Origin of the sequence: Mycobacterium sp. GA-1841 (assembly GCF_001954135.1) — a bacterium.
Classification (GTDB): Bacteria; Actinomycetota; Actinomycetes; order Mycobacteriales; family Mycobacteriaceae; genus Mycobacterium.
Window position 1 is genome coordinate 57,621 of the sequence record NZ_MBEQ01000114.1, and the last position, 15,017, is coordinate 72,637.

A 15,017-nucleotide genomic window follows, 5' to 3' on the forward strand; every position below is an offset into this window, starting at 1 on the left:
GACAGCTACGTTGGCGGGATGGATCTGCACGCGATCGGCAAGGGATTGGGAACGCTGGACCGTGAAGTGTTCGAGGCGGTCGCGGAGTCCCCGAGCCCGCTTCTGGACACTGTCATGCCCGGACTGACGAGGGCCGCAGACCACTCCAAACTGTGGTTCGCCATCGCGGCCGGCATGGGTGCCCTCGGCAGCACGTCGTTGCGGCGCGGCGCGACGCGCGGCGTGATCAGCCTGGCGGTGACCAGCCTGCTGACCAATCAGGTGGCCAAGCGGATCTGGCGGCGTCCCCGGCCGGACCGCAGCCTGATCCCGCTGGCCCGGCGCACCCGACGCGTCCCCACATCGCATTCGCTGCCGTCGGGTCACTCGGCGAGCGCGGCGGCGTTCGCGGTGGGCGTCGGTCTGGAATCCGCCGCGGCCGGTTTTCCGCTCGCACTGGTGGCCGGTCTGGTCGGTTTGTCCCGGGTGGCCACCGGCGCGCACTATCCCGGTGACGTGTTCGCCGGATTCGGGATCGGAGCGGCCATCGCCATCCTCGGTGCGCGCGTGGTGCCCACGGTACCGGCCGCCGCCGTGCCTGCCGCCGATCCGCTGCGGTTCCACACCGAACCCCGCCCCGACGGTGCCGGTGTCACGATGGTGATCAATCCGGCCTCCGGTGACGGCACCGGCGCACGGATCATCGACGAGGTGCGGAACGCCTTGCCGCGCACCGAGATCATCGAGGTCGGCGAGGACGACGACATCGAGACGGTGTTGCGAGACGCCGCCGGACGGACCGAAGTGCTCGCGGTGGGCGGCGGCGACGGCACGGTGGCCTGCGCGGCCGCCGCGGCGGACCGGGCGGGTGTGCCGCTGGCGGTGTTTCCCGGCGGCACGTTCAACCACTTCGCCAAGGACATCGGTTGCGATTCGGTGGCCCAGACCGTCACGGCAATCACCGAGGGCAGCGCGGCCTACGTCGACCTGGTGTGCCTCAACGAGGAACACATGGTGGTCAACACCGCCAGCATTGGCGCCTACCCCCGCTACGTGCGGACCCGCGAGAAACTCGAACACCGGCTCGGCAAACGACTGGCGGCGGTATATGCGCTGTACCTGACGCTGCGCCGAGACAAGCCGGTGCGGATCCGCTACGACGACAAGACACTTGAGACGTCGCTGTTCTTCCTGGGCAACTCGACCTACATTCCGTCGGGCTTCGCCCCGTCGCAGCGCCCCCGTCTCGACGACGGCCTGCTCGACGTGCGGATCCTGGAGGCGGGACGGCGGTTCAGCCGGGTGCGCCTCGCCACGGCCGTGGCCCTGGGCCGGCTCGAACGCAGCCCGCTGTATCACGAGTTGCGGGTGCCGCAATTCAGCTTCGTCGCCGTCGACGGGCCCACCACCGTGGCCCATGACGGCGAGGTCGGCGAAGCGCTCAGCGAGGCCAGTTTCAGCGTGCGCTACCGAGCGCTTCCGGTGTTTCGTCCACTGTCGTGACGGGCGGATACGGCGGACAGATCAGGAATACCGCCACGAACCAGATGTAACCCAAGGCCCAGCCTGCCACCACGTCGGACGGGTGATGGACATTGAGCACGACGCGGCCCACACCGATCGCCACGACGACCAGCACGCCGGCCGCCGCCCACCATTTCCGCAGCGGCGGATGAAGCGTCGGCCAGACGAGCACCGTCAACGCCAGCACGGCGACCATCACCCCCACCGCATGTCCGGAGGGAAACGAGCTCGACAGGGCATGCACCATCGCGGTGTCCGGACGCGGACGGTTGACCAAGGCCTTGGCCACCTCGGTGACCACCGCGCTGAGCTCGATGGTCAACAGCAGAAACAGCGCCAGACGTCGCCGTCGGCGCACCAGCGCGACGACGATGAGCACCAAGGCCAGCAACCGGAACGCGAAGGGCCCGAGCACCTCGCAGAACACGTTCCACGCGATCACCCAGCCGGGATGCGCTGAGAGATAGCGGTACGCAACGGACAGCCCGGTGGTGTCGACACCGACCAGCCACGGCCAGCGCATCGCATAACCGATCCACAGGGCCGCGTACACCGCGACGGCCGCCACGGCGGTCACGATCAGCCACCTGACACGGGTTCCCACCAGATAATCTCTACCAGCTCCAATCGTTCCGCCATGTTTGCGCGCTACCGTCGAACACATGGCATTGATCCTGCGAAAGCTGATGCACATCGGCGGACTGCCGGAGGGGCTGCGGGCGGAAGCCGAGGCCGAGGGCGTCCTGTTCCTTGCCGAGTACATCCCCGTCACCAGGCGTTTCACCGGGACGATTCCGGGGATGCGGTCGTCGGGCAGCGTCGCGAGCTACGCCGGTTCGGTGGTCCTGACCAACCATCGGGCATTGGCGACGATGTCCACCCTGCCCAAGCTTGCCGGCCGCAGTATCGATCAACCGTGGTCGGCCCCACAGAGCGGTGCGGTACATGCCGAGCTCACCGCGACGGGCCTCACCCTGCAGGCTGATGTCGGCGAGATCGACCAGCGGTGCGAAGGTGAGCTGTCGCTGCACTTCAAGACCGACATCCCCCAGGAGGTGCTGGAGCGGCTGCCGAGCCGGTCGTTGGCCTTCGACGTGGGTCCGGAGTACGTTTTCCGCGCGGTGGGCGTGCCGTACCACCCGTAGCAAATAACGTGCTCGCGATGAGCCAAACGGTTGCCCTCCGGCGGCGCACCCGCTTCGGTTGTGCGGGGATCGAAAGGACGTGACGTGACCGAGCCGCAACGGCAGAACCTGCTGATCGTGCATTGGCACGACCTCGGGCGCTATCTGGGCGCGTACGGCCACTCCGATGTCGACAGTCCCCACCTCGACCGGTTGGCCGCCGAGGGAATCCTGTTCACCCGGGCGCATGCCACCGCGCCGCTGTGTTCGCCGTCGCGCGGTTCGTTGTTCACCGGGCGGTACCCGCAGAGCAACGGCCTGGTGGGGTTGGCCCACCACGGCTGGGAGTACCGCGCCGGCGTGCGCACCCTCCCCCACATTCTGGGTGAATCCGGTTGGTATACAGCGCTGTTCGGCATGCAACACGAAACGTCCTATCCAGCCAACCTCGGTTACGACGAGTTCGACGTGTCCAACGCCTACTGCGAGTACGTCGTCGAACAGGCGACCGCCTGGCTGACCGATCCGCCGCGGCAACCGTTCCTGCTGACCACCGGATTCTTCGAAACCCACCGGCCCTATCCGCACGACAGGTACGAACCGGCCGACGCCGACGAGGTGGCCGTGCCCGACTATCTGCCCGACACCGGCGCGGTGCGCGACGATCTGGCCGATTTCTACGGATCGATCGCGGTGGCGGACGCGAAGGTCGGTGAACTGCTCGACGTCCTGACGCAGACGGGTCTCGACCGGAACACCTGGGTGGTGTTCATGACCGATCACGGGCCGGCGCTGCCGCGAGCCAAGTCGACCTTGTACGACGCCGGCACCGGCATCGCAATGATCGTGCGTCCGCCGCGGTCGGCCGGCATACCGCCGCGCCGTTATGACGAACTGTTCAGCGGGGTGGATCTCCTACCGACCCTGCTGGAGTTGCTCGACGTCCCCATCCCCGACGAGGTCGAAGGGTTGTCACACGCCGGCAACCTCACGACATCTGCTTCCGAACCGGAACAGATCCGCTCGGAGGTGTACACGGCAAAGACCTACCACGATTCGTTCGATCCAATTCGTGCCATCCGCACGAAGGAATACAGCTATATCGAGAATTACGCGACACGACCATTGTTGGATCTGCCCTGGGATATCGCCGACAGCCCACCCGGACGTGCTCTCGGCGACCAAATCGGTACTCCACGGCCCGCGCGTGAGCTGTACGACCTCGTCGCCGACCCGACGGAACGCAACAACCTGCTCGGGGCCGACGCCACCGACAAAGCCGAGGCCATCGCCAACGATCTTGCCCTGCTACTCAACGACTGGCGCGAGAAAACGCTCGACGTGATTCCCTCCGAATTCGCCGGCACCCGCATTTCGGAGCGTTACACCGAGACGTATCTGAGCATCCACGGACGTCCGGCGACCAGTCGATCGGCGATCGCCGCCGACCGCGGCATTACCGAGCCCAATCGGTAGTTTTTCTCACGGCGAGCGAAAACTCTTGACGCCCAGTTGAATAGGCGCCGCAAACAATTCATGGTTAAAGTCTCGCCCATGTCAGATCATCCGACCGCCTACCTGGTGCTCGCGTCCCAGCGCAGCGGCAGCACATTGCTGGTGGAATCCCTGCGCGCGACCGGCATGGCCGGCGAGCCCCAGGAGTTCTTCCAGTACCTGCCGACCACCAGCATGTCGCCACAGCCGCGGGAATGGTTCGCCGGTGTCGAGGACGAGTCGATCCTGCGCCTGCTCGACCCTCTGGTGGAGGGCAAGCCGGACCTGGCGCCGGCCGAGATCTGGCGCGACTACATCCGCACGGTCGGCCGCACCCCCAACGGGGTGTGGGGCGGCAAGTTGATGTGGAACCAGACCCCGCTCCTCCTGGAGCGCGCCGAAAGCCTGCCCGAGCGTTCCGGCCCCGGCCTGCTCGCCGCGATCCGCGATGTGGTGGGCAGCGACCCGGTGCTGATCCACGTCTACCGGCCCGATGTTGTGTCGCAGGCGGTTTCGTTCTGGCGGGCAGTGCAGACCCGGGTCTGGCGCGGCCGGGCCGACCCGGTGCGCGATGCGCGCGCCGAGTATCACGCCGGCGCGATCGCCCACGTGGTGCGACTGCTGCAGGCCCAGGAGGAGGGCTGGCGGTCCTGGTTCGCCGAGGAGAACATCTCCCCCATCGACGTGTCGTACCCATATCTGTGGCGCAACCTCACCACCGTGGTGGCCACAGTGCTCGAAGCGCTGGGCCTGGACCCCCGGCTCGCCCCGCAGCCGGTACTGGAGCGTCAAGCCGACCAGCGCTCCGACGAGTGGGTGGACCGTTACCGCCGCGATGCCGAGAAGGAGGGCCTACCCACCGGTGATTTCGGTGCATCCAGTAACGGCTGGCGTTACTAAATGCACCGAAATCGCGTCGACGACGACGGCGCGGGTACGCATGTCGATTACGTCGTAGGTAATGCCTACCTCGCGACTTGGGCGACCACGAACACCCGCCGGAACGGAAAGAACGTGATGCCGTCGACCCGCCGGGGATAGGCCTCGGCCAGCATCGGGATGATCTCTTGGCGGTACTGCTCCCACAGTTCATCGTTCAGCCGGCTCTTGACCTGGGTGAGCGCCGTCCCGGTGATCCAGTCCAGAACTGGTGTCTCCCCGGACAATTGGTGCACGTAGGTGCTCTCCCAGGCGTCGACCGTACATCCGGCATCGGTCAGTAACCCGGCGTAGTCGGCGGGCGCGTCCACCTGGCCCACGTCACGCCAGGGCATGTCGCGCAGCGCGTCGACGAACGGTTCCCGCCGCGCCAACGCCCGCACCGCATGATGCGACGGCGCGTCGAAGTTGCCCGGCACCTGGAACGCGATCCAGGCTCCCGCCGGCAACTGCGCGGCCCAGCGCACCACGAGTGCCCGATGTGTGGGCACCCACTGCAGCGCCGCGTTGGAGATCACCACGTCGGTGTCGGGTTGTGGTTCCCAGTCCTCGATCGCGCCGAGATATGCCGTGATCCCGCGGTCCTGTGCGGCCGCGACCATCTCCAGCGAATTGTCCCAGGCCTCCAGCGTGACGCCGGGCCACCGCTGGATCAGGGCCTCGGTCAGGTTCCCCGGCCCACAGCCCAGATCCACCACCCGCCGCGGAGCCGTCGCCCCCACGCGGGAGAGCAGGTCGTAGAACGGCCGCCCTCGGTGATCGGCGAAGGCCAGATAGGTTTCGGGGTTCCACACGCCCCGATCATCCCCCGACCGGGCGGTGGGTGCATGATCGTCGACGATGCCCGAAACCCCCGAAACCAGCGACAAAGCCGACGAGGCGCAGGCGGTCCGCGCGATCTGGACGGACCTCGGACTGCCCGGCATCGTCGACGTGCATACCCACTTCATGCCCAAGAACGTGATGGACAAGGTGTGGCAGTACTTCGACAGCCAGGGCCCGCTGATCGGCCGGGAATGGCCGATCACCTACCGCGCCGACGAGGCGCAGCGGGTCGCCACCCTGCGGGAGTTCGGAATCCGCAAGTTCTCCTCGCTGATCTACCCGCACAAGCCGGACATGGCAGCGTGGCTCAACCAGTGGGCGATCGGGTTCGCGAAGGACACCCCGGATTGCCTCGCCACCGCCACCTTCTTCCCCGAACCGCAGGCGCCCACCTATGTCGCCGACGCGATCACCGCGGGCACCCAGGTGTTCAAGGCCCACATCCAGGTCGGCAACTTTGACCCCAACGACCCGTTGCTCGACCAGGTCTGGGGGTTGATCGAGGATGCCGGTGTCCCGGTGGTCATCCACTGCGGTTCCGGTCCGGCACCGGGAACCTTCACCGGCCCGGAGCCGATCGCCGCGCTGTTGGGCCGCCATCCGCGGCTGGCGTTGATCGTCGCGCACATGGGCATGCCCGAGTACTCGGCTTTCCTCGACCTCGCCGAGCGCCACGAGAACGTGCGGCTGGACACCACGATGGCGTTCACCCCGTTCGTCGAAGCCATGATGCCGTTTCCCACCTCGGAATCAGCCCGATTGCGCGCTCTCGGTGAGCACATCCTGTTCGGCAGCGATTTCCCGAACATCCCCTACGGCTACGCCGAGGCCGTGCACCACCTCATCGACCTGCCGGGTATCGACGACACCTGGCGTCGCAACGTCCTACACGACAACGCCGCGAGGCTTTTCGGACTCGACTGAATGCGCAACGGTTAGCATCGGCAATCGTGGACCCGTCTCGCGTCGACCCTGTCGATCCGGTGGAACCTCCCATCCCGGTTCCCAACGTTCCGGGTGGTGATGCCGGTGCCCGCGGGTTGCCGCGCCGCGTCGACCTGACCCTGCGGCAACGGGCCATCGTGGACGCCTCCGCAGTCGCCGACATCGCCCTACGCACCGGAGTCGCCTCGATCGTGGCGACGTCGATGATCCCGACCACGCTGGCCTCGATGGTGCGGCCGTCGGCTTCGCGAACCGAACACGAGCACATGCGGTTCTATGCCGACCTGGCCACGGCCCAGGATCCGGCGGTGTCCTTTCCGGCGCCCACCCGACCCCCTCGAGTGTCCACTCGCCCCGCCAATCCGGTCGCGCAGGTGACCGCCCACGGCCGCGTCGAGAACCTCCGGTTCGACAGCAGCTTCACCGCCGTCAACCCGGCGCTGCGCGAGATGTGCGGTGGTTTCACCCACAACAACGTTGTGCGGGCCCAGCATTGGCGTCACGACGACGGTCCGCACCCCACGCTGTGTGTGATCCATGGCTTCATGGGGTCGCCGTATCTGGCCAACGGCCTTTTTCTGTCGCTGCCCTGGTTCTTCCGGTCCGGTTACGACGTCTTGTTGTACACCTTGCCGTTTCACGGCCGCCGCGCCGAACGGTTCTCACCGTTCAGCGGGCACGGTTTCTTCGCGCACGGTTACGCCGGGTTCTGTGAGGGCATGGCCCAGGCCGTGCACGACTTCCGGTCCGTGATCGATTATCTGGAGTTCACCGGGGTGGACCGGATCGCCCTGACCGGCATTTCCCTGGGCGGTTTCACCTCGGCCTTGCTGGCGAGCGTCGACGACCGGATTCAGGCGGTGGTGCCGAACGTCCCGGTGGTGACGCCGGATCGCACGGTCGACGAGTGGTTTCCGGCCAACAAGCTGGTGGCGCTACAGCGGTTGGTGGCCAGGACCGACCCGGCCTTGCTCGAAGCCGCTGCCCGGTACGCCTCACCGTTGAACTACCGGCCTCTGGTACCCAAGGAGCGACGGTTGATCATCACCGGGCTGGGCGACCGGCTGGCTCCACCGCAGCAGGCCGAAATGCTGTGGCAACACTGGGATCGCTGTGCGTTCCACTGGTTCCCCGGCAACCACCTGCTGCACGTGAGCCAGCCGGACTACCTACGCCGGATGACCCGCTTCCTGCGGGATTTCATGTTCGACTGACGACGGCTGCAGCGCCGGGGGCACCGCGGCGGGTGTGCCGTCCAACCGATGCGACGACAACGGGTTGAGCGCCGCCAGCGCCGGACGGTGCCGGCCGCGTACCGGCGTCAGACCAGCCAACGGAGCCTTGGCCGGCGGCCGGTCCTGGGTACGGATCGCCGCCCCCACGGTCAGCTGCGGGTCCGCCGGTGAACCGGTGAATTCCAGTGCGGTCCAGGTTTCCTGGGCAGGCAGCGCCCCGATCCCGGCGAGCACCGCCTCCACCTTGTCGCTGACGCCGACGCGGTAGGCCGCCACGAACCCCGAGTCGTCTTTCACCCCGCGCCAGGTTTCCTTGCCCGGTTCGGGTAGCGGGGAGTCGACGCCATCGACGAGCGTGACCGTCCAGCCCTGCTCACGGAGGTGATCGGCGAGTCGACGACCCACGATTTCTGTGGTCTCCCGCAACGGGATTCGCGAGGACCGGGCCCGCAAGGCATCGAGATTGTCGACAGCGGCGACGGTCAGGCTGATCCAGCTGCGGCGCGCACCACCGGCATCGCGATGGGTGATGCGGACCTTGTCGCAGCGGATGCCGTAGCGATCCAGGTAGCTCACCACGATCGGCAGCTGGTCCGGATTGGCGGGATCCACTCGCAGCACAATGGTTTCGGCGTCGGCGGACTCGGCCGGTGTGCTCTTGGCGAGGTTACGCCGCCACATCGAAATTCGGCGGGCGATCCGGGTGGTCAGGAACAGCCCACCCCACCACGCCAGCAGGAGGATCACCGCGGCAGCGGAGACACCGAGCACCCAGCGTTCGGTGTCGGTCTGCCACGGCCGGGCCAGGATCGCCGCCACGATGAACAGGGACGCCAGCGCAAGTCGGGCGGTCATTTGGGTTCCTTCCGTCGATATGCGCTGAACGCAACGGCGGTGGCCGCCAGCGCAAGTGCTCCGGCACCGGCGAACGCGACGATTCGCCCGGTGTTGTCACGCGGGGCCGGTTCTGGTGGTGCGGCAATCGCTTTGCCCTCGGGGGCCGCCGGCCCGTCCAGCGGTATGTCGGCGACGTCCCAGGTGAGTGCGGCCACCGGATCGACGCCACCGGCACCGATCACGTTGGACGGCGACCGGGCCGCACCCTGAGCCGTCGTGGTCAGCCGGTGCACCACCTGGCGGGCGTTCAGGTCGGGAAACTTGCTGCGTACCAGGGCCGCAACCCCGGAGACGTAGGCCGCGGCGTAGCTCGTGCCGCTGAGCGGGATCACCTTGTCCTGGTCGGTGGGCAGCGCATTAGCCAGCCCTCCGCCGGGCGCGTTGCTGACCGAGGCGATGTTCTCCCCCGGCGCGGCGATCCCCACCCACGGCCCGGCCATGGTGAACCCGGCCGGCTGGCCGGACGCGTTCAGCGCACCCACGGACAGCACGTAGGGCTGCCACCACGACGGGATGGACACCGAGGAGACCCCGCCCCAGTTGCGCGAATCACCGGGCGCGCCGGCGTCGGCAAGCGGGTTTGACCCGCACGCCGCCCCGGTGGTCACGCCACCCTGGGTGTTGCCCGCGGCCGCGATGATCACCGCGTCCTTTTCGACGGTGGCATACCGCAGTGCCGCACCGAGTTCGGTCTGGTCGATCTGCTTGTCGACGGGCACGCAGGTCACCACGGAGATGTTGATGACGCGCGCACCCATGTCAGCCGCGCGCACCACGGCCCGAGCCAGGCTGGCCACATCGGCTGCCGCGCGGGTCTGCACCGCATCGGCCGCCGGGACGCGCGGCGCGAAACGCGGCGAGTTCTGCCGGATCGAGATCAGCTGAGCCTCGGGCGCCACGCCCGAGAAGCCGTCGGGACCGGGCTGGCCGGCGATCAGACCGGCCACCGCGGTGCCGTGGCCGTCACAGTCGGTCAGTCCGTCGGTGGATTCGATGAAGTCCCCGCCACCCTGGACATGCGGCAGCCGAGGACCCGGTTGCACCCCGGTATCGATGATCGCCACCGTCTGGCCTTGCCCCCGGCTGTGCTTCCACGCACCGGAAAGGTTGAGCGCCAACTGGTTCGGACTGACAGCACCCGGATCGGTTCCCGGCAACACCCCGGTGGTGATGCACTCGGAGCGCTGCGCCATGGCCTCGACCGGACCTGCGCTGCCGGCCGGTGGGGCGACCTGCGGGTCGACCTCGGGCGGGCTGATGGCGCCCGCCGACGGGGAGCTGACCAACAGCACTAGACCGGCTGAGGCCAGAACTCCCAGGCTCTTGTGGATCACCGATTCATCACCTGTCGAGGACGAGGCTGAACAGCCCGACGAGGAAGGCCATCACCGGAATCAGCGACGCGTCGAGACCCGTCGCCAGGAAGCCCACCAGGCGCCGCATCGGCAGCGAGTAGGTGTCCGGGGTTGCCATCCGCGGGTTCACCACGGCGATCACCCACACCACGACGAGGCCGGCCAGCGCCGCCAGCGCCCACCAGGCAGCCTGATAGCGGTCGTCGATCGCAAAGGTCACCAGCAGCGCGGCCGCCAGCAGGTAGGGGTGGCCGAGCAGCCAGGCCTTGCACGAGGCCGAATCCCACACCCGGGCCCGCAGCGCGGTACTCAGAGCAAGGGCCGCCACGACGTACCAGGCCCACGGCGATGCGGACGGCGAGCCGACCAGGGCCACCGATCCGACCACTCCCAGCAGCACGCCCGCAGCGATCACGCCGGTCTGATGCGACTGGCTCACCCGGACCCGGCGCGGCAGGTCGGCCAGAACCGAAAGGGGTTGGGCGGACGGAGACGGATCGCCGGGGGCCGGGATCACCGGCAGCGGAAAACGTGCCCACATGGCGGAGAGCTGCGCGGCCTGCACGGTGACCACCAGGGCGATGAGGATCAGAGCGCTCCCGATCACCGTCGCATTGATCTCCCACAGGCTGGCCGCCGCAGCGACCAACAGCACACCGGCTCCGGCCACTGTGGTGGCCGTGAACACTGCGATGCCGCGGTCGTCGGCTGAGCTGGCCATGCTGATCAGCGACCAGGCGGCCACGCCGGCCGCGGCCAGCAGGATGTTGGGCGCACCGAAATCGCCTGGGACACCGAGGGCGAACGCGGCAGCGATCGGGACCAGCGCCGTGATCGACAGTGCCGTGGCCAGTGCCGGTGAGCGGCCCCGGGTCGACAGTGCTGCCAGCACGGTGGCGACGGCGATGCCGCCGACGACGAACAGGCCGAGCACCTCACCGGTGACGACCCGGTGGGCGACACCCAGGCCCGTGCCCGCCAGGATCAGTCCGATCAGGGCCAGCGCCGCGGCCCGGGCGATATGCGCGGGACCCCACGGCCGCCGGCGGGCGGCCGAGAAGATCACCGCGGCGTCGGCGATGTCCTCGACGATGCGCGGGGCCGCCGGGCCGACCGGAACAGCTTGCAGTGCAAGCAGGTCCCCGTCTACCACGCCGACCGTGTCGAGTGTGGCGTCCAGGCTGAACGGTGCACCCCCGACCGGCGCCAGGCTCAGCCGCACCGGAGCCGAGGCGCTCGCACCGTCGTCACCGCGAGTACCTTCCCCGTCGCTTCGCTCGCCCCTGGCGGGGATCACGATCCGCTGGACCGCAGGCAGGATCTCGCGCAGCGGCAGCTCGGACGGCAAGGCCAATTCGGTCAGCCGGCCACCGTCGTCGCCGGCAGCCAAGACGGCCACCCGGACGATCGGCATCACAGTGTTGTCGGACATTCCTATGCTTTCTGGGTTCTTCTCGTGGAGCGTGGATCTCGATGGGACGAGACATGGTCGGTTAGTGCGTTGCCCTCACCGCGACGTCGTCGAAGTCGCGGAAGAGCGGTTGGTCGGGGAACCAGGAGCCGCTGGGCAATGAGGCGGTGAGCCGTTCGATCGCCACGGCGATCGCTTCGGCAGTGCCCGCGGTGAAGGTCGAAATCCATTCCCCGTCGAAGGCTTTCGACGGGGAGACCAGAATCCGGCCCTCGGGGGTGTCGACGATGCTGACGCCCACCTGCGTGGTGACCCGATGGCCGTCGCGGTGTTCTCCGGCGACGATCTCGACATACGTGCGTCGCCCGTCGAACACCGATTCCACCATGGGTCGGGCCGATTCCGGGACCCCGAGGAATCCCAGTACTTCGGTCAGCGGAGTGCCGTTGCGGATCTGTTCGTCCGCGCGGGCACCGGCCGCGGCCGGGAGCGCGAACTCGCCGAACCGCGCCGGCTTGCGTTGTGACAGTCCGACGGTGAGCACCGGCACCAGCGCGTGCGGGTGGGTGATGTCCATCTCGGTGAACGTCACCAGCTGTGCGTTGCGCAAGACCACCACGGTCCGGTCTGCGCCCTGCTCATCGGCTCCTCGCGCGAGCGCTCGTCGGCGGGCGACAATGCCGCGCAGCAGATCCCCCGGACCGGAGACAAACCGTAGGTCGAGCCACTGGGTCGCCCGGCACACCAGCCGAACCCATTGCGCCACCCGCGGATTGACCCCGCCATCGGCATCGAGCACGCCCATCCTGGTCAGCTCAGCGATCTGCTCGGCGACAAAGCCGAACCGCTGTGCCGGCTCGCTGTAGGGCGGCGTGATGGCCAGCACCCACGGATACGCTCCGGCGCCCAGTACATCGGCGAGGTACCAGGCCTGATCCGTGGTCAGCTCGACAGCGTTGGCTCCGGTGTTCATGCGGAGCCTCCGACTCCGGTGTTCATGCGGAGCCTCCGACTCCGGTGCTCAACGCGGAGCCTCCGGCACTAGCCCCACTTGGCCCCTTCGGCAGCGTCACGCGCGCTCATCGACATGGTGTTCATCTCGTGGGTGGACGCCATCGCGCGGTAGGCCCGGGTGAGCTCCTCCATGGCCTGGTTCCACTGCACCTGCCAGGCCTGGTAGGTCATACCGGTGTCACCCTGCCAGGCGCTGGCGAGGGCGTGCTGCTCGGCGGCGATGTCGGCACCCACGGCGTGCAGGGCACCCGAGTAGGTGTTCATCTCCCCGGCGTGCGCCAGCATGGCCGGGTAGTTGTACATGATCTGCGACATGAAAACTCCTGTATCCGTTCGGTATCCGGTTAGACGGAGGTGTAGGTGCTGGCGGCGGCGGCGTCCTGGGCGACGTAGGTGCCCGCGGCGTCGCCGAGGTTGAGCTGGGCGATGTCGAGCAGCGCGTTGACCTTGGCCGACACCTCGACGAACCGGGCGTGCGCGGCCTGGAACGCGGCCGAGGCCTCACCCATGTGGTAGGCCTGCGAGGACATGGCGGCCTGCTCGGCCTGGGCGATGGTGCTGCGCATCAGTGCGGCCTTGGCGCCGAAGGCGGCCTCGGATGCGATCAGCTGAGGGATGTGAGCGTCCAACAGACTCATGGATATTCCTTTCGGGTCGTAGACAATTGGCAGTGCGTCTTCAGTGGTGAGGGTGATCTGGTCAGCTGCGCGGTCCCCCCTCCGGATCGTCGGGATCCCACGTGCCCGGCAACATCGGCGACACCGGCCGGTCGTCGAACGTCTCGCCGGACAAGGTGGTCAAGCCGGCGGCCGCCGCCTCGGATCTCGTTGTGGTGCCGGTGAATCCCATCTCTCCGGCACCCTGCTCGGAGGCGCGTACCCGTGGCTCCGGCTGGGACGCCGGGTCTGGATCGGGCTCCTCGTAATCCATGTACGCGTCGGCATAGGCGTGGTCCTCCAACACCGCGCCCCGCTTGCGGCGGCGCTTGCGCCGCGCCGCCAGTGAGGCTGCCACACCCGAGGCCGCCGCCGGAATCCCCGACGCCGGCGCGTGGGCGCTGGACTTACCGCCCACGGTCGGGCTGAAACCCTCGTCGGGGTCATTGGTCATCACCGCGTACGGCGCGAATGCCGCGGCGGCCACCGGAGCCGGGGCGGCCGGAACTCCGGCCGCAGGTGCAGCCGCCGGCGCGGCAGCAACGCCCGCACCGCCGCCGACGCCGGCCGGAGCCAGGCCGACCACGGGCAGCCCCTGATCGCCGCGCACCGGGGCCGCCGGGGCAGCGTCACCCTCGGCCGGGGTGTCGGCCGGAGCATCAGTGGGGAGCAGGTCCAGAGCGCCCAAGCCGGCCAACCCAATGGCGAGCAACGGAATCAGGAACGGCGACAGCGCGACACCGATCCAGGTTCCCCAGCCCACCGGCTGGAAGATCAGCTGATAGATGACGCCGAACAGGAACGGACCCCACGTCGTCAGGAAGCCCGACGGGTTGGTGAACAACGACGTCAGCATGTCCTGGATGGTGCCCAAAGGATCGTTGAGGAACTGCAGCAGTTCCTTGCCGCCGATCATCGAGTCGTTGCCGAGGTAATCGACCAACCATTGCGGCAGATTCGGGTAGGGATTCTCCGCCGTCGCGTCGGCAGTGGTCAGCGCGGAACCGGAATCGGTGGCGGTGGCCTGCGCCATCATCTGCTGCGCGTTGGCCGATGCGGTGCCTGCCTCGCCCACTCCGGGCTTGAGCAACAGCGGCGACGGCGTGCTGGTTGGCGCTGCCATCACCGCGGCTCCCGAGACCGCCTGGTAGGTGGTCATGGCGGTGGCCGCCTGGACCCACATGCGGACGTAGTCGGCCTCGTTGACCGCGATGGGAATCGTGTTGATACCGAAGAAGTTCGTAGCCAACAGCACGCCGTGCACGGCATGGTTCAGCGCCAGCTCGGGCAGCGTCGGCATCGTGGCCAGGGCCGTGGTGTAGGCAGCGGCCGCGGTCTCGTGCTGCACCGCCACCGCGGCACTGTTGGCACTCTGCTGTGCCAGCCACATCAGGTACGGACCGTGCGCGGCAACGTACTGCTCCGAACTCGGGCCCTCCCACGATCCGGCCTGCACCCCACCCAGAACACTGGTGAGCTCCGCTGCCGCCGAGGCATATTCGGTGCTCAGCGACTGCCAAGCCCCCGCGGCGGCCAGCAAGGGCCCCGCGCCCGGCCCGCTGGAGAGCAGGGTCGAATGCACCTCGGGTGGTAGGGCCATCCAGATGGGGGCGGTCATG

At 68.1% G+C, this 15,017-nt stretch carries 15 protein-coding genes; 6 read left to right on the forward strand and 9 right to left on the reverse strand.

The features are described 5' to 3' along the window. Positions 1–18 precede the first annotated feature (18 nt). On the forward strand, positions 19–1,482 hold the full coding sequence (locus A5740_RS26045) for a bifunctional phosphatase PAP2/diacylglycerol kinase family protein (RefSeq protein WP_076198982.1): 1,464 nt from the start codon (positions 19–21) through the stop codon (positions 1,480–1,482). Here A5740_RS26045 and A5740_RS26050 read toward each other — a convergent pair. Then, positions 1,436–2,107 (reverse strand): phosphatase PAP2 family protein, encoded by a 672-nt coding sequence (locus tag A5740_RS26050; protein WP_076198984.1) that lies wholly within the window; start codon positions 2,105–2,107, stop codon positions 1,436–1,438. The genes A5740_RS26045 and A5740_RS26050 overlap by 47 nt on opposite strands. 58 nt (positions 2,108–2,165) lie before the next feature. Here A5740_RS26050 and A5740_RS26055 point away from each other — a divergent pair, with 58 nt between their 5' ends. From A5740_RS26055 to A5740_RS26065, 3 genes are all read left to right on the forward strand, one after another. Next, the gene (locus tag A5740_RS26055) at positions 2,166–2,648 is read left to right on the forward strand and encodes a hypothetical protein (protein ID WP_076198986.1); all 483 of its coding nucleotides are present in this window, start codon (positions 2,166–2,168) and stop codon (positions 2,646–2,648) included. A gap of 84 nt (positions 2,649–2,732) precedes the next feature. Further along, entirely contained in the window at positions 2,733–4,103 is a 1,371-nt protein-coding gene (locus A5740_RS26060; RefSeq protein WP_076198988.1) for a sulfatase, read from the forward strand. A 78-nt stretch (positions 4,104–4,181) separates the two neighbouring features. Then, positions 4,182–5,021 carry a Stf0 family sulfotransferase gene (locus A5740_RS26065; RefSeq protein ID WP_076198990.1) on the forward strand — a complete coding sequence of 280 codons (840 nt, stop codon included), beginning with the start codon at positions 4,182–4,184 and terminating at the stop codon, positions 5,019–5,021. 65 nt (positions 5,022–5,086) lie between these two features. Here A5740_RS26065 and A5740_RS26070 read toward each other — a convergent pair whose 3' ends face one another. Further along, positions 5,087–5,854, reverse strand: coding sequence for a trans-aconitate 2-methyltransferase (locus tag A5740_RS26070; protein WP_076198992.1), 768 nt, complete (start codon positions 5,852–5,854; stop codon positions 5,087–5,089). 46 nt (positions 5,855–5,900) lie between these two features. Between A5740_RS26070 and A5740_RS26075 the strand changes: the two genes are divergently transcribed. Continuing rightward, positions 5,901–6,809, forward strand: coding sequence for an amidohydrolase family protein (locus tag A5740_RS26075; RefSeq protein ID WP_076198994.1), 909 nt, complete (start codon positions 5,901–5,903; stop codon positions 6,807–6,809). A gap of 26 nt (positions 6,810–6,835) precedes the next feature. Beyond that, positions 6,836–8,044: a S9 family peptidase gene (locus tag A5740_RS26080; protein ID WP_076198996.1), complete on the forward strand. Its 1,209-nt coding sequence runs from the start codon at positions 6,836–6,838 to the stop codon at positions 8,042–8,044. On the opposite strand, the gene eccE is transcribed toward A5740_RS26080, so the two are convergent. The 7 genes from eccE to A5740_RS26115 form a co-directional block, all read right to left on the reverse strand. Continuing rightward, positions 8,000–8,920, reverse strand: a complete 921-nt coding sequence (eccE, locus tag A5740_RS26085; protein WP_076198998.1) for a type VII secretion protein EccE — start codon at positions 8,918–8,920, stop codon at positions 8,000–8,002. The two genes, A5740_RS26080 and eccE, sit on opposite strands and share 45 nt — an antisense overlap. Beyond that, positions 8,917–10,296 (reverse strand): type VII secretion-associated serine protease mycosin, encoded by a 1,380-nt coding sequence (gene mycP / locus A5740_RS26090; protein ID WP_076199000.1) that lies wholly within the window; start codon positions 10,294–10,296, stop codon positions 8,917–8,919. Before mycP ends, eccE begins: the two co-directional genes overlap by 4 nt. A 7-nt stretch (positions 10,297–10,303) precedes the next feature. Further along, on the reverse strand, positions 10,304–11,749 hold the full coding sequence (gene eccD / locus A5740_RS26095) for a type VII secretion integral membrane protein EccD (protein WP_076199002.1): 1,446 nt from the start codon (positions 11,747–11,749) through the stop codon (positions 10,304–10,306). 61 nt (positions 11,750–11,810) lie between these two features. Further along, positions 11,811–12,701, reverse strand: a complete 891-nt coding sequence (locus A5740_RS26100; protein WP_076199004.1) for an ESX secretion-associated protein EspG — start codon at positions 12,699–12,701, stop codon at positions 11,811–11,813. 68 nt (positions 12,702–12,769) lie between these two features. Further along, the gene (locus tag A5740_RS26105; protein ID WP_067765147.1) at positions 12,770–13,057 is read right to left on the reverse strand and encodes a WXG100 family type VII secretion target; all 288 of its coding nucleotides are present in this window, start codon (positions 13,055–13,057) and stop codon (positions 12,770–12,772) included. Positions 13,058–13,086: 29 nt separating this feature from the next. Next, positions 13,087–13,380: a type VII secretion system protein EsxG gene (esxG, locus tag A5740_RS26110; RefSeq protein ID WP_067765159.1), complete on the reverse strand. Its 294-nt coding sequence runs from the start codon at positions 13,378–13,380 to the stop codon at positions 13,087–13,089. A 61-nt stretch (positions 13,381–13,441) separates the two neighbouring features. Then, positions 13,442–15,016, reverse strand: a complete 1,575-nt coding sequence (locus A5740_RS26115; protein WP_076199006.1) for a PPE family protein — start codon at positions 15,014–15,016, stop codon at positions 13,442–13,444. Position 15,017 lies beyond the last annotated feature (1 nt).